The sequence below is a fragment of the Tessaracoccus zhenghani genome (genome assembly GCF_055326325.1).
In genome coordinates, this window is the sequence record NZ_JBUZNQ010000002.1 from 579,458 (window position 1) to 602,400 (window position 22,943).

Annotated in this window: 19 protein-coding genes; 13 read left to right on the forward strand and 6 right to left on the reverse strand. The window is 69.1% G+C overall.

The window, feature by feature from the left end; all coding sequences use genetic code 11:
• Positions 1-23: 23 nt before the first annotated feature.
• Positions 24-1,223 (reverse strand): MFS transporter, encoded by a 1,200-nt coding sequence (locus ACZK4S_RS06505; RefSeq protein ID WP_463643768.1) that lies wholly within the window; start codon positions 1,221-1,223, stop codon positions 24-26.
• A 38-nt stretch (positions 1,224-1,261) separates the two neighbouring features.
• On the opposite strand from ACZK4S_RS06505, the gene ACZK4S_RS06510 reads away from it, so the two are divergent.
• The 10 genes from ACZK4S_RS06510 (at position 1,262) to ftsY (ending at position 12,287) form a co-directional block, all read left to right on the forward strand.
• A complete protein-coding gene (locus tag ACZK4S_RS06510; protein WP_076062377.1) occupies positions 1,262-3,478 on the forward strand; it encodes an ATP-dependent DNA helicase RecG in 2,217 nt (738 codons plus the stop codon).
• Positions 3,475-4,050, forward strand: coding sequence for a 16S rRNA (guanine(966)-N(2))-methyltransferase RsmD (gene rsmD / locus ACZK4S_RS06515; RefSeq protein WP_076062374.1), 576 nt, complete (start codon positions 3,475-3,477; stop codon positions 4,048-4,050). Before ACZK4S_RS06510 ends, rsmD begins: the two co-directional genes overlap by 4 nt.
• 30 nt (positions 4,051-4,080) lie before the next feature.
• Positions 4,081-4,554 (forward strand): pantetheine-phosphate adenylyltransferase, encoded by a 474-nt coding sequence (gene coaD / locus ACZK4S_RS06520; protein ID WP_076062372.1) that lies wholly within the window; start codon positions 4,081-4,083, stop codon positions 4,552-4,554.
• An 81-nt stretch (positions 4,555-4,635) separates the two neighbouring features.
• Positions 4,636-5,184, forward strand: a complete 549-nt coding sequence (locus tag ACZK4S_RS06525) for a YceD family protein (protein ID WP_076062370.1) — start codon at positions 4,636-4,638, stop codon at positions 5,182-5,184.
• Between the two features lie 26 nt (positions 5,185-5,210).
• Entirely contained in the window at positions 5,211-5,402 is a 192-nt protein-coding gene (rpmF, locus tag ACZK4S_RS06530) for a 50S ribosomal protein L32 (RefSeq protein WP_076062368.1), read from the forward strand.
• Positions 5,403-5,425: 23 nt separating this feature from the next.
• Positions 5,426-6,103 carry a ribonuclease III gene (gene rnc / locus ACZK4S_RS06535; RefSeq protein ID WP_083665565.1) on the forward strand — a complete coding sequence of 226 codons (678 nt, stop codon included), beginning with the start codon at positions 5,426-5,428 and terminating at the stop codon, positions 6,101-6,103.
• Positions 6,096-6,935 carry a bifunctional DNA-formamidopyrimidine glycosylase/DNA-(apurinic or apyrimidinic site) lyase gene (gene mutM, locus ACZK4S_RS06540; protein ID WP_463643769.1) on the forward strand — a complete coding sequence of 280 codons (840 nt, stop codon included), beginning with the start codon at positions 6,096-6,098 and terminating at the stop codon, positions 6,933-6,935. Before rnc ends, mutM begins: the two co-directional genes overlap by 8 nt.
• Positions 6,932-7,504 (forward strand): GtrA family protein, encoded by a 573-nt coding sequence (locus ACZK4S_RS06545; RefSeq protein ID WP_076062364.1) that lies wholly within the window; start codon positions 6,932-6,934, stop codon positions 7,502-7,504. Before mutM ends, ACZK4S_RS06545 begins: the two co-directional genes overlap by 4 nt.
• Position 7,505: 1 nt before the next feature.
• Positions 7,506-11,066 (forward strand): chromosome segregation protein SMC, encoded by a 3,561-nt coding sequence (smc, locus tag ACZK4S_RS06550; RefSeq protein ID WP_463643770.1) that lies wholly within the window; start codon positions 7,506-7,508, stop codon positions 11,064-11,066.
• A 57-nt stretch (positions 11,067-11,123) separates the two neighbouring features.
• Positions 11,124-12,287 carry a signal recognition particle-docking protein FtsY gene (gene ftsY, locus ACZK4S_RS06555; RefSeq protein WP_463643771.1) on the forward strand — a complete coding sequence of 388 codons (1,164 nt, stop codon included), beginning with the start codon at positions 11,124-11,126 and terminating at the stop codon, positions 12,285-12,287.
• Here ftsY and ACZK4S_RS06560 read toward each other — a convergent pair whose 3' ends face one another.
• The 3 genes from ACZK4S_RS06560 to ACZK4S_RS06570 form a co-directional block, all read right to left on the reverse strand.
• Positions 12,288-13,706 carry an NAD(P)(+) transhydrogenase (Re/Si-specific) subunit beta gene (locus ACZK4S_RS06560; protein ID WP_463643773.1) on the reverse strand — a complete coding sequence of 473 codons (1,419 nt, stop codon included), beginning with the start codon at positions 13,704-13,706 and terminating at the stop codon, positions 12,288-12,290.
• A gap of 1 nt (position 13,707) precedes the next feature.
• Positions 13,708-15,243, reverse strand: a complete 1,536-nt coding sequence (locus tag ACZK4S_RS06565; protein WP_463643774.1) for a Re/Si-specific NAD(P)(+) transhydrogenase subunit alpha — start codon at positions 15,241-15,243, stop codon at positions 13,708-13,710.
• Between the two features lie 118 nt (positions 15,244-15,361).
• Positions 15,362-17,503: a RecQ family ATP-dependent DNA helicase gene (locus ACZK4S_RS06570; protein ID WP_463643841.1), complete on the reverse strand. Its 2,142-nt coding sequence runs from the start codon at positions 17,501-17,503 to the stop codon at positions 15,362-15,364.
• A 140-nt stretch (positions 17,504-17,643) separates the two neighbouring features.
• Between ACZK4S_RS06570 and ffh the strand changes: the two genes are divergently transcribed.
• Positions 17,644-19,188 (forward strand): signal recognition particle protein, encoded by a 1,545-nt coding sequence (gene ffh, locus ACZK4S_RS06575; RefSeq protein ID WP_076062351.1) that lies wholly within the window; start codon positions 17,644-17,646, stop codon positions 19,186-19,188.
• Positions 19,189-19,222: 34 nt separating this feature from the next.
• Positions 19,223-20,296 carry an amidohydrolase family protein gene (locus tag ACZK4S_RS06580; RefSeq protein WP_463643775.1) on the forward strand — a complete coding sequence of 358 codons (1,074 nt, stop codon included), beginning with the start codon at positions 19,223-19,225 and terminating at the stop codon, positions 20,294-20,296.
• Here the strand turns inward: ACZK4S_RS06580 and ACZK4S_RS06585 are convergent.
• Positions 20,289-21,221: a hypothetical protein gene (locus ACZK4S_RS06585; protein ID WP_463643776.1), complete on the reverse strand. Its 933-nt coding sequence runs from the start codon at positions 21,219-21,221 to the stop codon at positions 20,289-20,291. The two genes, ACZK4S_RS06580 and ACZK4S_RS06585, sit on opposite strands and share 8 nt — an antisense overlap.
• A 109-nt stretch (positions 21,222-21,330) precedes the next feature.
• Here ACZK4S_RS06585 and ACZK4S_RS06590 point away from each other — a divergent pair, with 109 nt between their 5' ends.
• Entirely contained in the window at positions 21,331-22,542 is a 1,212-nt protein-coding gene (locus tag ACZK4S_RS06590; protein WP_463643777.1) for a S49 family peptidase, read from the forward strand.
• Here the strand turns inward: ACZK4S_RS06590 and ACZK4S_RS06595 are convergent.
• Positions 22,539-22,886: a metallopeptidase family protein gene (locus tag ACZK4S_RS06595; RefSeq protein ID WP_198928283.1), complete on the reverse strand. Its 348-nt coding sequence runs from the start codon at positions 22,884-22,886 to the stop codon at positions 22,539-22,541. The two genes, ACZK4S_RS06590 and ACZK4S_RS06595, sit on opposite strands and share 4 nt — an antisense overlap.
• Between the last annotated feature and the right edge of the window lie 57 nt (positions 22,887-22,943).

Consider the following 22,943-nt stretch of genomic DNA (forward strand, 5'->3'; position numbering starts at 1 on the left):
CCGCTGAGCGGGCCGCCGGTTCTCTATTGCCTCCGCCTGCCGGGCAGGCCGATGACGCGTGCCCACGCGGCCATCCACGCGGCGCCGGCCCCGGCCACCGCGGCGACGCTGAACATCGCCACCGGCAGGGACGCCGCTGCGAGCAGCCCCGAGATCAAGAGCGGCCCACCCAGCGCCCCGCCCTGGCTGAACATCGCCCAGATGCTCAGGAACTTCGCGCGCCCCCTCGCCGGTGAGAGGTCCGCGCCGATCGTCATGTTGATGCCCGCGCCCAGTCCGTTGCCGACGCTCATGACGACCACCGCCGCGGTGAAGCCGAACGACGTGGGCCACAGCGCCGCAAGCGCGAAGCCGGAACCGTAGACGACCAGGCACACCACCAGGGTGAAGGCCCTGCCCATCGCGTCCTTGACGTAGCCGCCGGGCATCATCAACAGCAGTTCGATGCCGGAGCCCATCGCGACGAGGAACGAGATCTGCGCCTCGTTCCAGCCGAGGTGGACGCCCCACAGGGCGATGAGGATGGGCTGCGCGATGCGGGCCACAGTCAGGGTGGTCATCGCGATGCCGGCCAGGTTCACTGCCGCCCACCGCACGCCGACGGTGGCCTCGTCCTGCTGGTGCGCCGCCTTGTTGCGCTGGACCTGGGCATCGAAGTCGCGGTTGAGCCTCTTGATGTACAGCATGCCCGTGGCCACCACCGCCATGACGGCGCCCAGGACGAAGACCGACCACAGGGGGAGCCACAGCAGCAGGAGGGCTCCGCACAGCGGGCCCACGAGGTTGCCGGCCCTCATGGTGCCGCCCAGTGCCGTCATGGCGAGGCCACGCTGGGCCTCCGGGACCGTCTCCGCCAGCACCGCCTGGCGCGCCAGGTTCCACGCGACCGCGGCGGGCGTCTGCAATACGAGCGCGCCCACGAACAGCGCCAGGGAGAACGACGACGGGTAGGCCAGCGCCACCACGCTGAGGCCGAAGAGGACCGCCGAGGAGATCGTGGCCAGCGTCATGGCCCTCTTGTCGCCCACCTTGTCGATGACGGCCCCCACCGGCACGGTGACGATGAGCGCGACCGCGCCGAACAGTGCCATGGTGGCGCTGGCGAACGACTCCGAAGCGCCGAGCTGGAGCAGGGCCAACACCATGACGGGCAGCATGGCCCCCGCGCCGACCGCGAACAGGAAGGACGGCATGAGGACCGGCCAGAAGATCAGGCGGTACATGATGGCCGATCGTACTGTCCGCGGCGCTCGGTAGGGTTATGCGCATGTGGCGCACCACCCTCTACCGCGAACTGAACCGACGTCTCGGAGACGTGGTCGGTGGGCCCACGGCCAAGGAATTCGCCAAGCTGGGCATCCACACTGTCGACGACCTGCTGCGGCACGTGCCGCGCCGGTACCTGGCCGGCTCAGAGATGTCGGATTTCTCCGGCCTGCGCGTCGGCGAGGACGCGGCTCTGGTGGCCCAGGTGAAGGGGGCCGCCAAGGCCGAATCCAACGGCCAGTTCCGCGTCAACGCGGTCATCACCGACGGGCAGACGGATGTGGACGTCACGTTCTTCGCCCCGAGGGTGAAGAACAACTCGTCCTACGGGCGCGCCAGCAACATGGCGGACTGGTGGGTGAAGGAATTGCTCTCTGGAGACAGACGCGGCATCTTCATCGGCAGGGTCGGCGTCTTCCGTGACCAACTGCAGCTGACGCACCCGGAGTTCGTGATGCTGGACGGTGCCGCCGTGCGCAATCCCAAGACCGAGAAGCAGCAGAACCGCGCCGCCATGAGCCGTGCGGTGCAGCGCTCCACGCTGGTGGGCCTCTACCCGGCGCACGGCAAGCTGCCCACGTGGGTGATCGCGGAAGCCATCCAGATGGCACTGCCCGCCGTCGCCGGCGACACGCTGCCCCCGTGGGTGGTGCAGGAGGCCGGTGTGCTGCCGTTCCAGGAGGCTCTCACCGCCGTCCACGAGCCCACGGACAGGCAGCAGGCGGAGGTGGGCAAGGCGCGGCTCAAGTTCGACGAGGCCTTCGGCATCCAGTTGGCCATGGCCCACCGTCGCGCCCAGTACGCCGGGGAACTGGCCACACCCCGCCCCCGGCGGGTGGGTGGGCTGCTGGACGCGTTCGACGAGCGGCTGCCGTTCACGCTGACGAAGGGTCAGCTCGCCATCGGCGAGCAGGTCTTCGACGAACTGGCGCGCCCTGCCCCCATGAACCGCCTGCTGCAGGGCGAGGTGGGCTCAGGCAAGACGCTGGTGGCGCTGCGCGCCATGCTCGCGGTGGTGGATTCCGGCGGCCAGGCTGTACTGCTCGCCCCCACGGAGGTGCTCGCCAAGCAGCACTTCCAGACCATCACGCGCTTCATGGGAGACCTGGGCCAGGGCCGCTCCCTGGGTGCCCATCCCGACGCGACGGGCGTGGTGCTGCTCACCGGTTCCCGCTCGACGCAGGCCAAGAGGGAGGCCCTCAACGCCATTGTCACGGGCGAGGCGGGCATCGTCGTCGGCACGCACGCCCTGCTGTCGGATCCCGTCGAGTTCTTCGACCTGGGCCTGGTGGTGGTGGATGAACAGCACCGCTTCGGCGTCGAGCAGCGGGCGGCGCTGTCCGCCAAGGCGGAACACAAGCCGCACACCCTGGTGATGACCGCCACCCCCATCCCGCGTTCCATCGCCATGACGGTCTTCGGTGACCTCGAGACCAGCGAACTGCGCGAACGGCCCGCGGGACGCGCGGAGGTGCAGACAGTCTTCGTCGACACCCACCGCAGCCCCACCTGGGTCACGCGCGCCTGGGAGCGGGTGCGCGAGGAGGTCGGCCAGGGGCGCCAGGCCTTCGTCGTGTGCCCGGCGATCACGGCGAAGGAGGGGGAGGGGCTCACCGCCGTGGAGGAACTCGCTCCGCTGCTGGCCTCCGGGCCGCTCGAAGGCCTCCGGATCGGCGTCGTGCACGGCAAGCAACACGTGCAGGACCGCGATGCGGCGATGGCCGCGTTCGCGGCGGGCGACCTCGACGTGCTGGTGGCCACCACCGTCATCGAGGTGGGGGTGGACGTGCCCAACGCCACCGTCATGGTGATCATGGACGCAGACCGCTACGGCCTCTCCCAGCTGCATCAGCTCCGCGGCCGCATCGGCCGGGGCGGCCACGCGGGCCTGTGCCTACTGCTGGCGGCCATCGGCGACAACCTGGACGCCCACACGCGGCTCACCGCGCTGACCACCACCACAGACGGTTTCGAGCTGGCAGAACTGGATCTGCGGCTGCGCCGCGAGGGTGACGTGCTGGGCGCTGCCCAGTCCGGAGCCGGTTCGCTGAAGTTGTTGCGCGCGTTGGATGATGCGGAGGTCATCATGCGCGCCAGGAAACTGGCCGAGAAGGTCCTGGCGGACCCGCGGTCAGGCACAGACCCGTTGCTGGCAGACCTCATGGCCAAGGCCGAAGAGGTGGCCGCAGCCGAGTGGATGGAGAAGACGTGAGCAGGATCATCGCAGGCCGGGCGAAGGGCCGCCGTCTGGAGACGCCGAAGGGCGACAACACGCGGCCCACCACGGACCGCACCCGGGAGGGCCTGTTCTCCTCGCTGGTCAACTGGTTCGACACCGTGGACCACGACGCCTCGGAGCACCTCAGCGGATGCTCGGTCCTCGACCTGTTCGCGGGCTCGGGCGCCATCGGTCTCGAGGCCGCCAGCCGGGGGGCGCACCCCGTCGTGCTGGTGGAATCGGACAGGGCGACGGCGGGGCTGATCTCGGCCAACGCCCGAGCCATCCGGGTGGAGGCAGACGTGCGCACCGCCAAGGCCCAGACGTTCGTCGACGGCACGGACAGGTCATTCGACGTGGTCATCATGGACCCGCCCTACGGCTTGACCACCGAAGAGGTGGAGAAGCTGCTGGCCAGCCTCGCCCGGGGTGTCGTCGCCGAGCGGGGGCTCGTCGTGGTGGAGCGGTCCAAACGTGATCGGGCGCCCATCTGGCCACCGGCCTTCACGGAGACGTGGGAGAAGCGCTACGGCGAGACGGTGCTCTACTACGGCTCGGTCGACTGAGGCGTGCGGCCGGCCCGCTAGGGTTGCGGAATGAAGGTTCTGTGCCCCGGCTCGTTCGACCCCATCACGGTGGGGCACCTCGACATCATCCGCCGTGCGCAGGCACTGTTCGGGGAGGTGGTGGTGGCCATCGGCAACAACTCCTCGAAGAAGTACCTGTTCTCGTTCGACGAGCGGGTGTCGTTGGTCCAGGGGGCCACCACCGGCGTGGACGGGATCACCGTCGAGGCGATGGACGGGCTGCTCGTCGAGTTCTGCCGCGAGCGGGGGATCGGGGCAGTGGTCAAGGGCATCAGGTTCGGCGCAGATTTCGATTTCGAGCTGCAGCAGGCCCACATGAACTACGACATGGGGGCCCTCGACACCATTCTCCTGCCGGCCGCGCGTGACCACGTCACGATGTCGTCGACGATCATCCGGCAGGTCCACAACCTGGGCGGCGACGTCTCGAGGTACGTGCCCGCGAACGTGGCGGCGGCGCTCCGGGCCAGACGCGCACGGTGATTTGGCCCGAGCCTGGAGATTCGGTAGAGTTGGCAGTCGGTCATGACGAGGTCATGGACGGTTAGGCGAAGGGAATCCGACGTGTCACCGGTACAGCAGCACCCCGATCGTCGCTCACCCCTTGTTCTCGAGGTGCATGAGCTTGGTCGGAGCGCGGGCTCCACGAAGGTGATTCACGAGACGGTTCCGGCGCCTGCCGACCTTGGTATCGAAGTGATCAGAGTGCCACAGGGCTCCGATATCGAGCTTGATCTCAAGCTCGAAGCGGTGGTCGAAGGCATCCTGGTGACGGGAACCGCAACCGTGCAACTGCACGGCCAATGCGCCCGCTGCCTGGATGACATCGAGGACGAAGAGTCCTTCGATCTGCAGGAACTCTTCTTCTATCCCGGCCGCGAGGTCGATGAGGACGAGAGCGTCGTGGTCGACGAAACAATCGATCTGGACGAAACCCTGCGCGACGCTGTGGTGCTCGAATTGCCGTTCACGCCACTGTGCAGCGAAGATTGTCTCGGGCTCTGCCCCGATTGCGGTTTCAACCGCAACGATGATCCCGCTCACAGCCACGGGGAGAAGATTGATCCCCGCTGGGAGAACCTCTCTGGACTGCGCGGCGAGAGCAACAACTGACTTTGCTGAGAATCTAGGAGAAGATCATGGCAGTTCCGAAGCGGAAGATGTCGCGCAGCAACACCCGTTCGCGCCGTGCGCAGTGGAAGACGAGCGTTGTGCCCACGGTTGTGTGCGCCAACCCCGCCTGCCGTGAGCCGCACCTGCAGCACACCGCGTGCCCCGCCTGTGGCCAGTACGGCCCCCGCGGTGCGCGTCGCCAGGTCGTCGAGGCCTGAGCGGGCTCTCCCCGAGCCAGGGGATGAGCAGGCTTGAAAACCAGCTGAAGGAGCTGGGCGTCGAGGTTGACGCCCAGCTCTTTGAGTTGTCTTTTACGCACCGCAGCTTCGCCTACGAGAACTCCCTGCCCTCGAATGAGCGGCTGGAGTTCCTGGGCGACGCGGTCCTGCAGATCGTGGTGACCGAGCACATCGTGCGTAGCTACCCCGAGTTGGCCGAGGGCCACCTCGCGAAGCTGCGCGCCTCCGTAGTGAGCTCCGCACCGTTGGCAGAACTCGCCCGTTCCCTGGAACTGGGGGAGCACCTGCGGTTGGGGAAGGGGGAGATCGCCACGCGCGGCCAGGAGAAGGGCTCCATCCTGGCGGACACGATGGAGGCCGTCATCGGCGCCATCCACCTCTCCGAAGGCCCGGACGCCTCCGCACGGTTCATCCACCACAACTTCGATCCTCTGATCGCAGCCTCCGCCCAGTCCGGTGACTACGCGGACTACAAGACGGTCCTCCAAGAGCTCACCGCCGCCAACGGATGGGGCCTGCCCCGGTACGTCGTGAACGGCACCGGCCCGGACCACCAGCGCACATTCACCGCAGTGGTGCACGTGCAGGAACGCGCCGTGGGTGAGGGGACGGCTCCCAGCAAGAAGCGCGCTGAACAGATCGCCGCGCGGCTCGCCGTGGCGGAGCTCACCAGTGCCTGAGCTGCCAGAGGTGGAAGTGGTCCGCCTCGGCCTCCACCGCCACGCCGCCGGCCGCACGATCAGTGACGTGACCGTCCACCACCCGCGTCCCGTGCGCTACCACGCGGTGGGTCCCGAAGGGTTCCGTGCAGACGTGGCCGGGCGCCGGATCGAAGAGATCCGGCGGAGGGGGAAGTACCTGTGGGCCGTGCTCGGTGAGGACGCCCTCGTGGCGCACCTCGGGATGAGCGGCCAGTTCCGCTTCAACTCCCCGGGCGACGAACTGGTGCGCAACACCCGCGTGGTGTTCCACCTGGACGACGACACCGAACTGCGGTTCGTCGACCAGCGCATGTTCGGTGGCCTGGACTTCCGTCCCGGACTGGCCGCGTGCCCCGTGCCGCACATCGCCCTGGACCCGTTCGACCCCGGCTTCGACGCCCGCGCCGTCGCCGCCCGCCTGCGCGCCAGACGCACGACGGTGAAGCGGGCGCTGCTGGACCAGTCGCTGATCAGCGGGGTGGGCAACATCTACGCCGACGAGGCCCTGTGGCGGGCCCGCGTCCACTTCGACACCCCGACGCCGGATCTGGGGCCGCGCAAGGCGGTGGAGCTGATCCGGGCCGCGGGTGAGGTCATGGCGGAGGCGCTCGAGCAGGGCGGCACGTCGTTCGACAGTCTCTATGTGAACGTCAACGGTGAGTCCGGCTACTTCTCCCGCTCCCTCAACGCCTATGGTCGGGAAGGCCAACCGTGCCGCCGCTGCGGCCGCCCCATCGTGCGGCGGGTCTTCATGAACCGCAGCTCCTACCTGTGTCCGGCCTGCCAGCAGGCCCCGAAAGGACGTCAGTGAACGCTTCTCACAAAGCCCGCTACCGAAGGTCGATCGGGCAGTTCCTGAAGTTCGGCATCGTCGGCGGCTCCGGCGTCCTCATCAACATGGTGGTGGCCGTGGTGATGAACCGGCTCAACGGCGGCTCCCAGAACGCCCAGGACATCGTCTGGTCCATCCCGGGCAGCGAGTTCAACCTGCGCTTCACGGCTGTGGTGTGGATCGTGGCGTTCCTGGTGGCCAACCTCTACAACTTCCAGCTCAATCGCTGGTGGACGTTCCAGAGCACGAAGCACGCCACCTGGTGGGCCGAGTTCTGGCCCTTCCTCGCCGTCGGCTCCGTGGCGGCCGCAGTGGGCCTGGTGATCAAGATCCTGCTCACGAACCCCTCGAGCCCGGTCTACCTGCCGGAGCCCTACTTCCATGAGGAACGGGGCCTCAACTCCCGCGAATACTGGGCACAGCTGATCGCGATCATGCTCACCATGCCGATCAACTTCATCGTGAACAAGGTCTGGACCTTCAGGGCGGTGCGCTCCTCTAAGCTGACGGTGGCAGAGGCTCCCGTCGAAGAGAGACCCACCGTCTGACATGTATCTCAAGAAACTCACCCTGCGTGGTTTCAAGTCCTTTGCGTCCGCGACGACGCTGGTCTTCGAACCCGGCATCACCTGCGTGGTCGGGCCCAACGGGTCCGGCAAGTCGAACGTCGTCGACGCGCTCAGTTGGGTCATGGGTGAGCAGGGCGCCAAGACGCTGCGCGGCGGAAAGATGGAGGACGTCATCTTCGCCGGCACCGCCAAGCGTGCCCCGCTGGGCCGGGCTGAGGTGGAGCTCACCATCGACAACACCGACGGTGCCCTGCCCATCGAGTACGCCGAGGTCACCATCACCCGCACGATGTTCCGCTCGGGCGGTTCGGAGTACGCGATCAACGGCACCCCTGCGCGGCTCCTGGACGTCCAGGAACTGCTCAGTGACTCGGGTATCGGCCGCGAGATGCACGTCATCGTCGGTCAGGGGCAACTCGACGCCATCCTCCAGGCCACCCCGGAGTCGCGGCGCGGCTTCATCGAGGAGGCCGCCGGAGTCCTCAAGCACCGCAAGCGCAAGGAGAAGGCGCTGCGGAAGCTCGAGTCCACCAACGCCAACCTCGAGCGCCTGCAGGACCTGGTGGGCGAACTCCAGCGTCAGCTGAAGCCCCTCGGCCGGCAGGCGCAAGCCGCGCGCAAGGCGGCGGTCATCCAGGCCGAACTCCGCGACGCGAAGGCCAGGTTGCTGGCAGACGACCTGTCGACCGCGCAGGAAAAACTGAAGGCCGAACTGGCAGACGAGGCGGCCGCCGAGGAGGCCAAGGCGCGCGCCGAGCAGGCCGTGGCAGAGGCGCAGGCCTCGGAGGAAGCGGCCGAGCGTCGGCTCCGGGCCGCAGCGACAGACTTCGACGCAGCGCAGGAGCAGTGGTACGCGCTGGCCGGCCTGCGCGAACGCGTCACCACGACCATCTCGATCTCGGCAGAGCGCATGCGCGCCGGTGAGAACCAGCCCACGCTCGACGTCGGCGGGCGCGACCCCGAGGCCCTCGAGGCCGAGGCGGCAGACATCCGCGTCAAGGAGCAGGGGCTGCGCCGCGAGGTGGAGGCGGCCAACAGCGCCCTGACGGACGCGACGCTGCGCCGCAACGGCGCCGAGCAGGAACATTCGGCCGCCGAGCAGGCCTACAGCTCCGCGCTGCGGGCGATCGCGGACCGGCGCGAGGGGCTGGCCCGGCTGACGGGGCGCGTGAACTCGATCAAGTCGCGCCTGGAGGCTTCCGACGAGGAGATCGCCCGGCTCGACAACCGCCGGGCAGAGGCGCTGCACCGCGCCGAAGAGGCTGCGGCGAAGTTCCACCACACTGAATCCTCCCTGGCGGGGCTGGGCGCCTCCGAGTCGGACCTCGATGCCGACTACGAGAAGGCCGCGGCCGCGCTGGAAGCGCTCGAGGCCGACGGTGCTGCACTGAAGGCGCGGGAAGCGGACGTGGGCAGGCGGCGGGCCGGGCTGAACGCGCGCGTGGACGCGCTGCGGCTGCTGACCCAGCGCAAGGACGGCTCAGCAGATCTGCTCGGGGCCGGCCGCGACGAGGTGGTGGGTCGCCTGAGTGATCTGCTCACGGTCACGTCCGGCTGGGAGGCCGCCGTGTCGGCGGCGCTGCGTGGGTTGGCGGAGGCCGTCGTCGTGCAGGGCCTCGACGGGGCGCTGGCATCCTCGAGACACATGGCGGACCAGGACCTGGGCCGGGCGCCCCTGGTCGTGGCAGACCCTTCCGTGAGCCCGGCGCCCGACGCTCGGACGGAGGGCGCGCCGGGCACTTCGCTGCTGAGCCTCGTCGAGGCGCCGGATTCGCTCGCGGCTGCCCTCAGCCGCCTCCTCGGCGACACCGTTGCGGTCGAGACGGCCGAGGATGCTGCGCAACTGGTGGGGGAGCATCCCCACCTCACCACCGTGACCCGGGCCGGCGACTTCTTCTCGTCCTGGCTGGTCGAGGGCGGTACCGCGGCGGCTCCGTCGTTGCTCGAGGTGCAGGCCGAACTCACCGAGGCCGAGGACGCGTTGGCCGCCGCCGGGCACGAATCCGACCGCCTGAAGTTCGCCGCGGACGAGTTGGAGGAGAGGCTCGTCGCCGCGCGGCGCGCCGAGGCGGACGCGCTGGCGGCCCTGCACGATTCGGATGCCCAGCTCGCAGCCGTGGCCGATCAGCTTGGCTCCTTCCGCCAATCGCAGGCCGCCGCCATGAAGGAGGCCGAGCGGCTCGCCGAGGCGATCGACACGGCGCGCTCCTCCCGCGCCCGCGACGAACAGCAACTCACTGAGCTGACAGAGCGGCTGGAGGCCGCGTCGACCGAAGAGGACGTGACGGAGCCGGACCCGGCGGAGCGCGACGAGAAAGCCGGCGAGGCACGCCGCGCCCGACAGGCCGAGATGGACGCCCGGCTGGCACTGCGCTCCGTCGAGGAGCAGGTCAAGGCCATTTCCGGCCGCGCCGAGTCGCTGCTGCGGGCCGCGCAACACGAGCGCCAGTCGCGGGCGAAGGCCAGGCAGCGGGCCGAGCACCTGCGTCGGGAGGGCGAGATCGCCCGCGTGGTCAACGACGCGGCCCTCATCCTCGCGGAGCGCGTGGAGGCCACCCGTCAGAAGGCCGCCGCCCAGCGCGACGCCGCGGACGCCGCCCGACGCGAGGCCGAAGCCGGCACCACGCGCGCACGTCATGCATCCAAGGCCGCCTCCCAGCGTCTCGACGAGATCGTGCGCGGCGCCCACCGCGATGAAATGGTGCGCATCGAACACCGGATGCGCATCGAACAACTCGAGGACCGCGCCCTGAGCGAACTCGGCCTCGAGCCGGCGCAACTGGTGACGGAGTACGGGCCGGACGAGTTGGTACCCGTGATCACGCGCCCCGATGGCACGGCGCTGGGCGATGACGACGAGCAGCCCGAGCCGGTGCCCTACGACAGGGATCAGCAGACCTCCCGGCTGCGCGCCGCTGAGCGGAACCTCGCCGTGCTGGGGCGGGTGAACCCACTGGCGCTCGAGGAGTTCGACGCCATGACGGCCCGCCACCAGTTCCTGGCGGAGCAACTCGAGGACCTGCGCCAGACCCGCACGGACCTGATCGATATCGTCGCCGAGGTCGACAAGCGGGTTCAGGAGGTCTTCGAAGCCGCCTACCGCGACGTGGAGGAGAGCTTCGACAAGGTCTTCGCCCGCCTGTTCCCGGGCGGCGAGGGCAAGCTCGTGCTCACGGACCCCGGCAACTGGCTGACCACCGGCGTCGACGTCGAAGCGCGGCCCGCGGGCAAGCAGGTCAAGCGGCTCTCGCTGCTGTCCGGTGGCGAACGCTCGCTGGTGGCGGTGGCGTTCCTGGTGTCGCTGTTCATCGCCCGCCCCAGCCCCTTCTACATCCTCGACGAGGTGGAGGCGGCGCTCGACGACGCCAACCTCGGCCGGCTCCTGGGCATCTACGAGGAACTGCGGGCGTCGTCGCAGCTCATCGTCATCACGCACCAGAAGCGCACCATGGAGATCGCGGATTCGCTGTACGGGGTCACGATGCGCGGCGACGGCATCTCGACGGTCGTCTCGCAGCGACTCGCCGAAGAGGCCGGCTGAACCCCGCTCCCCGCAGCCGCCCGCAGCCGGGACGCGCGTGCCCAGTAGGATGAGCGCGTGGATTGGTTTTTCTGGGTAATCATCGGGATCATCGGCCTCGCGATCGTGGTCGCGGGCATCATCATCACCGTCGACGGACGCCGGCAGCGCCGGCTCGAGGCCGAGACCCGGGCGGAGATCGAACCAACCGATCTCGAACCGCCGGTCGTCGCGCCCGAGGAGGTCGTGGTCGAACCGGCGCCGCCGGTGGTCGCACCCGAACCCGTGGTGGTGGAGCCGGACATCGAGGCCCCGGAAGCGCCGGGCACGCGCTGGGCGCGGCTGCGCAGGCGGCTCTCCTCCAGCAACAACGCCCTGGCCCGCGCACTGGGCGACCTCCTGAGCGCGGACCGGATCGACGAGGAGGTGTGGGATGACTTCGAGACCACACTGATCACCTCAGACCTGGGCGTCGGCCCGACCACCGAACTGACGGAGGCGCTCCGCAGGGAGCTCGCCATCGACGGCGTGGCAGACCCCGTCCGCGCGAAGAACGTGCTGCGCACCGAACTCCTCAAGCTGGTGGACCCCACGCTCGACCGGTCGCTGAACCTCACCCCCGCAAACGACGGTGACCCGGCCGTCGTCTTGGTCGTCGGCGTCAACGGCACCGGCAAGACCACCACCGTGGGCAAGTTGGCCCGCGTGCTGGTGGCTGAGAACAAGTCCGTGGTCCTGGGGGCGGCAGACACCTTCCGTGCGGCCGCCGCTGAGCAGCTGTCGACGTGGGGTGAGCGCGTCGGGGTCGAGACCGTGCGCTCCGGCGAGGGTGCAGACCCGGCGTCCGTCGCCTTCGACGCCGTCGACAAAGGTGCCCGCGATGGCGTGGACGTGGTCATCATCGACACCGCCGGCCGGCTCCACACCAAGACCGGGCTCATGGACGAACTGGGCAAGGTCAAGCGCGTCATCGAGAAGAAGGCCCCCGTCACCGAGGTGCTGCTCGTGCTCGACGCCACCACCGGTCAGAACGGCATGACCCAGGCGCGCATCTTCGCGGAGGTCGTCAACGTGACCGGCATCGTGCTGACCAAGCTGGACGGCTCCGCCAAGGGCGGCATCGTCATCCAGGTACAGCGCGAACTCGGCGTGCCCGTCAAGCTGGTGGGCCTGGGCGAGGGCGTCGACGACCTCGCGCCGTTCGACCCCGAGAACTTCGTCCAGGGCATCCTGGGCGAGTAGTCAGACGCGGGCTCGGATGGCCGCCACGAGGGCGTCGGAGCTCACCTTGGCGTCGCCCAGCAACATGGTGGCGTTGTCCTCGAAGAACAGCGGGTTCTCCACCCCGGAGTAGCCGGGGGCCATCGAACGCTTGAAGACGATCACCCTGTCGGCCTCCCACACGCGCAGCACCGGCATGCCACTGATGGGCGTGCCCGGCTCCATGGCGGCGGGGTTCACGGTGTCGTTGGCGCCGATCACCAGCACCACGTCGGTCTCGTGGAAGTCGTCGTTGATCTCGTCCATCTCCAGCACGATGTCGTACGGGACGTGCGCCTCGGCCAGCAGCACGTTCATGTGCCCCGGCAGGCGACCGGCCACAGGGTGGATCGCGAAGCGCACCTGCGCGCCGTTGCTGATCAGCCGCTTGGCCAGTTCTGCGACGGGGTGCTGGGCCTGCGCGACAGCCATGCCGTACCCGGGGGCGATGACCACCCGGCGGGCATCGGTGAGCCAGCCCACCACCTCGTCGACGTTGGTGATGACAGCCTGCTTCGGGTTCCCGTCGGCGTCCAGGATCGCCACCGCTGCGCCGGAGGAGTCGCCGGTGCCGAACCCGCCGAGCAGCACATTGGTGATGGAGCGGTTCATGCCACGGGCCATCACGACGGACAGGATGATGCCGGAGAGACCGACGATGGTGCCGGCCACGATCAGCAGGTCAGAGCCCACCGCGAAGCCCGACAGGGCTCCGGCCCACCCGGAGAACGAGTTGAGGAAGCTGACCACCACGGGCATGTCCGCGCCGCCGATGGCGAGCACCATGATGATGCCGAAGGCGTAGCCCAGGAGGTGGGCGATGATGAGCGCCCACAGGTTGGGGCTGATGAGGTGCCAGGCGAGGGAACCGATCAGGCCCAGCACCAGGAGGCCGACGACGAGGTTCTTGGCGGGCAGCGCGGTGGGCTTCGAGGTGATCTTCCCGTTGAGTTTGCCCCAGGCGACGATGGAGCCCGAGAACGTCAGCGAGCCGACGAACACCGCGGCCCATACCTCGACGCCGTGCACGATCTGGTCCGTCAGCGCCGGGTAGCTCTCAACGCCCAGGGACGCGTTGATGCCCACGAACGCGGACGCCTGACCGCCGAAGGCGTTGAACAGGGCGACCAGGCCGGGGAGGCCGGTCATGGCGACCCTGGCCGAGTAGAGCAGCCCGACTGCGAAGGCGATCACCAGGGCGATCACCAGCAGCGCGAACCCGAGGAGGTTCCATTGGGTGGCGAAGGTCTGGACCACGGTGGCGACGACGGCCAGCGTCATGCCGGCGATGCCGTAGGCGTTGCCGGAGCGGGCGGTGGTCTGCTTCGACAGTCCGACGATGCTCAGGATGAACAGCAGGGCGGCGGCGATGTAGCAGCCGAAGACAAAGGCGTCGAGCACCTCAGGCCTCCTTCGACGAAGCGAACAGCCCCAGCATCCGCTGGGTGATGGCGAAGCCGCCGACGCAGTTGATACCGGCCAGCACGATGGCGACGAACGCGATCAGTTGGACGTACAACAGGGGCGACGTGAGTTGGGTGATGGACCCGACGATCGTGATGCCGGAAATGGCGTTGGACACGCTCATCAGCGGGGTGTAGAGCGCAGGCTGCACGCCCCAGACCACGTAGTAGCCCACCACGCAGGCGAGCCCGAAGACCAGGATGTGGCCGAGGAACCCACCAGGGAGGAGCAGGGCCAGCAGGAGCCAGGCGGCCACCACGAGCATCAGGCGGCGGAACCGCGCCCACTGATCGGGCGGGGAGGCCTTGGCGACCTGGGCCGGCACCTGGGTCGCCGGGGTCCTCGCGGGGACTGCCGACACCTGGATGGGCGGTGGGGGGAACGTGATCTCCCCGTTGCGGGTGACGGTCATCTGGCGGTGCACCTCGTCGTCGAAGTCGACGGTGAGCGCACCGTCGCCCTGCGGGGTGAGGAGCTTGAACAGGTTGACCAGGTTGGTGCCGTAGAGCTGGGACGCCTGGCCGGGGAGCCTGGAGGCGAGATCGGTCCAGCCGATGATCGTCACGCCGCCATCGGTGGTGTACGTCTCGCCCGGGCGGGTCAGCTCGCAGTTGCCGCCACCCGCCGCGGCGAGGTCGACGATGACGCTGCCGGGACGCATGCTGGCCACCATGTCGGCGGTGATGAGCTTGGGGGAGGGGCGGCCGGGGATGGCCGCGGTGGTGATGATGATGTCGACGGTGTGGGCCTGCTCGGCGTACAGCGCGGTGGCCCTGTCCGCGTCGTCGGCGGAGGACTCCTGGGCGTACCCGTCCGCGGAGACCTGCTTGGCCGTGGCGATGTGCAGGAACCGCGCCCCCATGGATTCCACCTGCTCGGCCGTCTCCGGCCGCACGTCTGTCGCGAAGGTCTCAGCGCCCAGGCTGCGGGCCGCGCCCACGGCCGCCAGCCCGGCGACACCGGTGCCGATGACGAACACCTTGGCCGGCGCCACCTTGCCGGCGGCGGTCACCTGGCCGCCGAACATCCGGCCGAAGGCGTGACCGGCCTCGATCACGGCGCGGTAACCGGCGATGTTCGCCATCGAGGAGAGGGCGTCGAGCGACTGGGCGCGCGAGATGCGCGGCACCATGTCCATGCTGAGCGCCGTCACGCCCCGCTCCGCGAGGGCCTCCGTCAGCGACAGGTCTGTGCGGGGATTCAGGAACCCGACGAGCGTCTGGCCCGGCCGCAGGAGGGCGGTCTGTTCCGGGGTGGGGGCGCCGACCATGGCGATGACGTCGCTCTGCCACACCGCCTCGGTTGACACCACCTGAGCGCCCGCCTCGGCGAAGGCGTGGTCCGGGAACGAGGCGCGTGCGCCCGCCCCGGCCTCAACGGCCACCTCGTACCCGAGACGTGCCAGATGGGTCACGGTGCTCGGCGTGGCGGCCACGCGCGCCTCCGGCGCCTCGTTGGGAATACCGATCAACACCGCTGCCTCCTTTTTTGTCCTGACTTGCAGCGGATTCGCTTCTGGAAGGCTACTGGGGGAACCCCCCGCGCGGAAGAGCAGGGGTCCCTTTAACGGGCGCCGACGAAGCCCCGGTGTGTCAGGCCACGCTGGCCAGCGCGAAGGGCAGCACCGAGCCGGCTCCGGCCCGGCGCAGCAACCGGCCGGCGACCGTCAGGGTCCAGCGCGAGTCCACCAGGTCGTCGATGAGCAGCACCGGTCCTCCAGCCGCCAGCGACTCGGCCATGGCAGCGGGCACGCGGAACCGGTGCCACGCGTCCCGTACCCGGAAGGCGCTGTTGGTTGACCTGCTGAGCTCCTCAGCGCCGGGGTTCAGATCCAGAGGCCCGAGCAACGTCAACCTCCCGGCGCGCGCGATGCCCGTGGCCAGCGACTCCACCAGTTGCGGGCGCGACAGGCTGGGCACCCACGCCACCGCCGTCGGCCGATCCTGCCAGCTCCACTCCTTCAGCACCCGCAGGCAGGCGCCGGCCAGCTCCGCCGGCACCTCGCCGTCGAGGGGCTGCCCGTCAGGACCCGGGGCGAAGAGTTCGCGCAGCGCGTTGCCGTAGCCGAGGTCCGTCAGGCGGGCCACCACCCGCCCCTCGTCGAGGGTCTCGTTGCCGGACAGTTTGCCGCGCATCGGCTTTCCGTCCTCGTCCGTGACGCCCAATTGGTCCAGGCCGGAGGGCCACTGGCCCCGCGGCGCGATGGGCACGCCCACCTGATCGAGCGTCGAGCGCGCCTGCTCCGCCGCTTCGACGGTGACCTCCGTGGGATACCAGGGCCCGGCGCACGTGTCGCACCGGCCACACCTCGCCGAGGTGGGGTCGTCGAGCTCCGAGGTGAGGAACTCCATCCGGCAAGATCCTTCGGGCAGGCGCTGGTACTCCACCATGGCCTGCTGCTCCGCAACCCGCGCCGCCGCGATCCGGTCGTAGCGCTCCTGGTCGTAGACCCAGGGCCGGCCCGTCGCCTCCCAACCGCCGTGAACCGCCTGCACCGCGCCGTCGACAGCGAGGACCTTCAGCAGCAGTTCGAGTTGCGAGCGGCGGATATCGACACGGGCCTCGAGCGCCGGTGTGGAGAGCGGCCGGCCCTCAGCATTGAGCGCGTCGAGGATAGCGCCGGCCTTGGCCTCCGTCGGCATCGCGTTGGTGGCGAAGTAGTGCCAGATCTCCCGGTCCTCCGTGCCGGGCAGGAGCAACACCTCCGCATGGTCCGTGGCGCGGCCCGCGCGGCCCACCTGCTGGTAGTACGCAACCGGAGACGACGGTGCCCCCACATGCACGACGAACCCGAGGTCCGGCTTGTCGAAGCCCATCCCCAGCGCCGAGGTGGCGATCAGGGCCTTGACCTCGTTGTTCTTGAGCGCTTCTTCGGCCGCCACCCGGTCAGCCGGGTCCGTGCGACCGGTGTAGGCGAGCACCTGGTGCCCCGCGGCGCGGAGGGCCGCAGCCGTGTCGTCCGCAGCCGAGACCGTCAGACAGTAGACGATGCCGCTGCCCGGAAGGTCCCCCAGGTGCTGCGTCAGCCAGGCCAGCCGGCGCCAGGACGTGCCCACGTCGAGCACCCCGAGACGCAGCGATTCGCGTGCCAGGGCGCCGCGCAGCGTGAAGACCTCGTGTCCTCCTGCGGCCATCTGCTCGGCGACGTCCTCGACGACGCGCTGGTTGGCCGTGGCCGTCGTGGCCAGGACGGGCACGCCGTCGGGGAGTTCTGCGATGAGGGTGCGCAGCCGGCGGTAGTCCGGTCGGAAATCATGGCCCCAGTCGCTGATGCAGTGCGCCTCATCGATCACCAGGAGGCCGGTGCGGGCCATCAGCCGGGGGAGCTGCTCGGCGCGGAAGCGGGGGTTGACGAGGCGCTCCGGCGACACGAACAGCACGTCGACCGAGTCCTCAGCGAGACGTTCCTCGATCTGGCCCCAGTCTGTGACGTTGGAGGAGTTGATGGCCACCGCGCGCACGCCGGCCCGCTCGGCCGCCGCCTCCTGGTCCCGCATGAGCGCCAGCAGGGGAGAGATGATCAGCGCCGGGCCGTGGCCTGCCCTCCTCCTCATCAGGGCGGCGATGAAGTACACCGCGGACTTGCCCCAACCGGTGCGTTGCACCACCAGCGCCCGACGCCCGTGCTCAGTGAGTGCTTCAATGGCCTCGCGCTGGCCCGGGTGGAACTGCGCGTCCGGCCGGCCGGTGAGTTGCTGGAGGATGCCGAGTGCTTCGTCGCTCATGCCCACCATGGAAGCACGACCGTCGGACAAGCCCCCAAAGTTATCAACAGCAGCCCCAGGCTCTGACCGCATCCGCCGCCGTGGATCAGGGTCGGGGCACCGTTGGGTATCCTGATTCAGTTGCCTCCAACCGTAGAAGGATTGACTCAGTGTTTGACACTCTGCAGGACCGGCTCGCGTCGGTGTTCAAGGGGCTGCGCGCCAAGGGCCGGCTGACCGAGGCCGACATCGACGCCACGATGCGCGAGATCCGCATCGCGCTGCTCGAGGCCGACGTCAACCTCGGCGTCGTCAAGGAGTTCGTCGCAGCGGTCAAGACCCGCGCCCTGGAAGTTGAACTGTCCAAGGCCCTGAACCCTTCGCAGCAGATCATCAAGATCGTCAACGAGGAACTGGTCTCCATCCTCGGCGGGGAGGCGCGTACGATCCGCTTCGCGAAGCGGCCGCCCACCGTCATCATGCTCGCCGGCCTCCAGGGCGCCGGCAAGACCACGCTCGCGGGCAAGCTCGCCCGCTGGCTGAAGTCGGAGAAACACACCCCGCTGTTGGTGGCGGCTGACCTCCAGCGGCCGAACGCCGTGCAGCAGCTCCAGATCGTCGGCGAACGCGCGGGAGTGCACGTCTACGCCCCGGAGCCCGGCAACGGAGTCGGTGACCCCATCGCGGTCGCCCGGGGCTCCATCGCCCACGCGGAGGCTAAGCTCTACGACGTCGTCATCGTCGACACTGCCGGCCGCCTCGGCATCGACGCGGAGCTGATGCAGCAGGCCGCGGACATCAAGGCCGCTGTGAACCCGCACGAGACGCTGTTCGTCGTCGACGCGATGATCGGCCAGGACGCCGTCAACACCGCCAAGGCGTTCGACGAGGGCGTCGGGGTCGACGGCGTGGTGCTCACCAAGCTCGACGGCGACGCCCGCGGTGGCGCCGCGCTCTCGGTCGCCCGCGTGCTGGGCAAGCCCATCATGTTCGCCTCCAACGGCGAGTCGCTGGCAGATTTCGACATGTTCCACCCGGACAGGATGGCCTCGCGCATCCTCGGCATGGGTGACGTCCTCACGCTCATCGAGCAGGCGGAGAAGACCTTCGACGCCGAAGAGTCGCGTGCTGCGGCTGAGAAGCTGATGAGCCGGAACCAGTTCGGTCTCCAGGACTTCCTCTCCCAGATGCAGCAGTTGCGCAAGATGGGCCCCATGTCGAAGATCCTCGGCATGCTGCCCGGTGCCGGGCAGTTCAAGCAGGCCATCAACGAGATCGATGAGCGGGAGATCGACCGCATCGAGGCGATCATTTTCTCCATGACGCCGAAGGAACGCGACGACGTGGCCATCCTCAACGGCTCGCGACGGGCCCGGATCGCCCGCGGTGCGGGCGTCGAGGTCTCCGACGTCAACAAGCTGGTCAACCGCTTCGTCGAGGCCCGCAAGATGATGGAATCCATGGCTGGCGGCAAGTTCCCGGGCATGGGCGGGATGCCCGGCATGGGCGGCATGCCTGGGATGCCCGGTGGCCGCAAGCCGCAGAAGCAGCAGAACCAGAAGGGTAAGAAGGGTCGCCGCGGCACCGCACGCCCCGCCGGCTCGAACCGCCCGGCGGCCCATCCCGCCGCACCGCAGATCCCCCAGACCATCGACGACTTCCAGCTCCCGCCGGAACTGCAGAAGATGTTCAACGAGAACAAGCCGAAGTTCTGATTCTCGAGCCTGAGGACAGCCAGAGGAGCGACCCGTGACCCAGCCCCTGCACATCCATGGCACGTTCCTCCCTGAGGAGGAGCCCCGCGACCTCTGGATCGTCGACGGCGTCCTCACCGACGAACCGGTGCGCGACTCCACCATGGTCGCCCGGAACGCTTTCATCGTGCCCGGCTACGTGGACGCCCACTCCCACATCGGGCTGGGCGTCGAAGGCGCGGTCAGCCCGGAGACGGTCCGCCGGCAGGCGAGGGAGGACCTGCGCTCCGGCACGATGCTCGTGCGCGACGCGGGGTCGCCGTCGGATACCCGGTGGGTGCACGGCGAGCACGACCTGCCCCGGCTGATCCGCTCCGGCCGCCACATCGCCCGCCCCCGGCGCTACATCCGCTATCTCGGCGTCGAGGTGGAGCCGGACCAGCTCGTCGAACAGGTGCGGCACGAGGCCCGCTCCGGCGAGGGCTGGATCAAGCTCGTCGGCGACTGGATCGAGCGCGGCGTGGGAGACCTCGCGCCGCTCTGGCCGGCGGACATCGCGCAGCAGGCCATCGACGCCGCCCATGAGGAGGGCGCCCGCGTGACCGCCCACTGCTTCGGCGAGCAGGCCGTCCATGAGCTCGTTGCCGCCGGCATCGACTGCATCGAGCACGGCACCGGCCTCAGCGACGAGGGCATCGAGCAGATGGCCGGCCTGGGCACGGCTCTGGTGCCGACCATGATCAATCTGGAGAACTTCCCGATGTACGCCGCTCCGGCACAGGAGAAGTTTCCCAGCTACTACGCCCACATGCACGACCTCCACGCGCGCCGCAAGCAGACCATCGGCAAGGCGATCGAAGCCGGGGTGCCCGTCTTCGCCGGCACCGACGCGGGCACCGTCGTCGAACACGGCCGCATCCGCGACGAGATCGACGCCCTCGCAGAGGTGGGGGGCCGTGCGTTCGCCATGGCCGCCGCCAGCTGGGCGGCCCGCGAATGGCTGGGCGCGGACGGCATCGAGGTGGGGGCCAGCGCAGACCTCATCGTGCTCGATGCGGACCCGCGCACCAGCGCCGAAACCATCCGTCGGCCGCTGGCGATGGTGCTGCGCGGGGTGGCCCTCAGCTGAAGCGCACCATGTTGTTGAACTGCCAGTCCGTCTTCTGCACGAACCGGCCGTTCTCCAACGCGATGAACGTCGACATCACGAACGAGCGGCACGCGTTGCGACCGGTGAGCGCCGTGTCGCACTCCGTGCGCCACTGCCGGCTGTCGGCGGCGGACCAGCGCACGGTGTAACCCAGGGGGTTGCCCTTCCACAGCGAACGCGGCGACGCGGCGTAGGTGAGGTTGTTGAACACCCAGCCGGTGGTCTGGACGTAACTGCCGCTGGCGTTCTGGATGGTAGTGGCCTTGATCTCGGTGCGGCAGCGCTTGGTTCGCGAGTAGGGCTCGCATCGGGTGCGCCACTCCCTGCCGTTCAGCAGGTGCATGCCGGGGGTGATGTAGACGTCCAGGCCTGCGGGTGCCGGCTGCGCGCCCACGCGGTAGACCACGGGCAGGCCCTGGTAGCTGGTGCCGAGTTGTGCCTGCAGCAGCGCGACTCCGGCGCTTTCCCCAGCCACCTGCAGGGACCGTTGCGCGAGGCCGGGGGTGGGGTAGATCGCCGCCAACGCCCCGCTGGTGAACTCCGCCGAGTACCGCTTCTCGAGCGCCGCCACGGCCGCCTCGACGGTGGAGTACGGTATCGCAACCGGGGTGAAGCCCACCGTGGTGGCGCCGGCTTTGCGCATCTTCTGGCGCAGATCCTCCTGCATGCTCGGCCAGGTCAGGACCGAACTGTCGAGGTAGGCCAGGTGCGCGGCCGACCCGTGGAGTTCCCATGCGTCGACCGAGCCCGGGAAAATCTGGTTCCACCCGCTGACGATGTCCACTAGGTGCTGCCCGACCGAGGAGGTGGGGGTGGGGTAGTCGGCCTCAGCCACCGGGCCGGAACCTCCGACCAGCGCGAGTGCACTCAGGATCACGGCTGCCCAACGGGTGACGGTCTTCATCTGACTACTCCTGATCCGTGGCTCCACCACAGCCGGCGAGGGGTGTTCTTGAATCTACCGGACTGGCGCTCCACTAGGGTGGGCAAGGCTTATCAGGAGGCATCAGGCAGTGAACGACGACAGGCACAACTTTCCCCCACCCTCACCCCACGAACGCGGCGCCGACATCCAGTCGCCCCATCTCACGCCCAGGCAGGGCCCGCAGGGGCCACCGCCCGTCCCGGTGGGGCCGTCCCCGGCGAAGGGGGCGTTCGCACGGGGCTTCGGCGGCGGGGTCGGGCTCGGCCTGGGTCTGGGCGGGATGCTGCTGGTGACCTCGCTGGTCACCACCCTCATGATGGTGGTGAGCCTCGCGGCGCTCGCCCCGTCAGCCGCGGGCTCCGCGAGCACCGGTCTGACCACGATGTGGGGGAGCGGTTCCGACACGTTGCGCGCCGTCAACGTCTCCGGCGCCATCCTGTCCGACGCCTCCGACGGGGCGCTGCTCTCCGCGGGCACCTTCGGCAACGAGGTGGCTGCCCAGATCGACGAACTGACGGCGGAGGACGCCTCTGGGCTGGTGCTGCTGGTCAACACCCCCGGCGGCAGCATCGGTGGGTCGCGCGCCATCAGCGACGCCGTCGACCGCTACCAGGAGCGCACCGGCCACAAGGTGCTCGTGCACGTCACCTCCATGTCTGCTTCCGGCGGCGTCTACGCCACGGCCTCGGCAGACGAGATCATCTCGGACCACGGCGCGCTCATCGGCTCCATCGGCGTGATCTTCGGCCCGTTGCGCGAGTACACCGACGTGGTGGCCACCACCGGCACCATCCTCGAATCCGGCGTCACGACCACCGGCGGCATCACCGAGGAATACCTGTCCGCGGGCAAGGGCAAAGATTTCGGCAACCCCTTCCGCCCCATCACGGAGGAGGAGAGGGCCCACTACCTGGCCGGCCTCGACGTCGAGTACGACAACTTCGTCTCCCACGTGGCCACGCATCGCGACATCCCGGCAGAGAAGATCACCGGACAGTTGGGGGCGTACCTGTTCGACCCGGAGACGGCGAAGGAACACGGCCTCATCGACGACATCATGGGCCGCGACGCCTTTTTCCGGCACGCGGCGGAGGCCGCCGGTCTGGACCCGGACAACACCCGCGTCGAAGCCACCCGTCAACCCACGGCGTGGGAAGCGTTTCTGGGCGCCCAGCGGGCCTTCGGTGAGGCTCCCGCCGTCGAGCAGGGGCCAGGCATGGTGCCGGCGGTGAGCCGCGCCCTGTGCGGCGGGGGACAGCCGCTGGCGTTCTCCGGTGAACTGGCCGCCGTCTGCGGCTAGCCCCAACCCAGCTCGTGGAGCGAGTCCTCTTCGATGCCGTGGTAGTGCCCCAACTCGTGCACGAGCGTGATCCAGATCTCCTCGTAGAGATCGTCCTCCGTCTCGCAGAGGCGGGTCAGCGGGCCTTGGAACAGCACGATCCGGTCGGGTAGCTGACCGTAGCCGTAGGTCTCGCCACGGTCCGTCAGCGAGGTGCCTTCGTACCAGCCGAGCGTGTCCGAGCCGTCCTCAGGTTCGTCCTCGATGACGAAGACGAGATTGTCCAGATGCTCCGTGAGACGCTCGGGCAGCATCTCGAGCGCCTCCTCGACGAGCCCCTCAAACGCATCCCCACTGATCTCCACGGACCCGATCCTAGGCGGGCGGGCCCAAGGAAGCGCGCACTCATACTGCTTGGAACC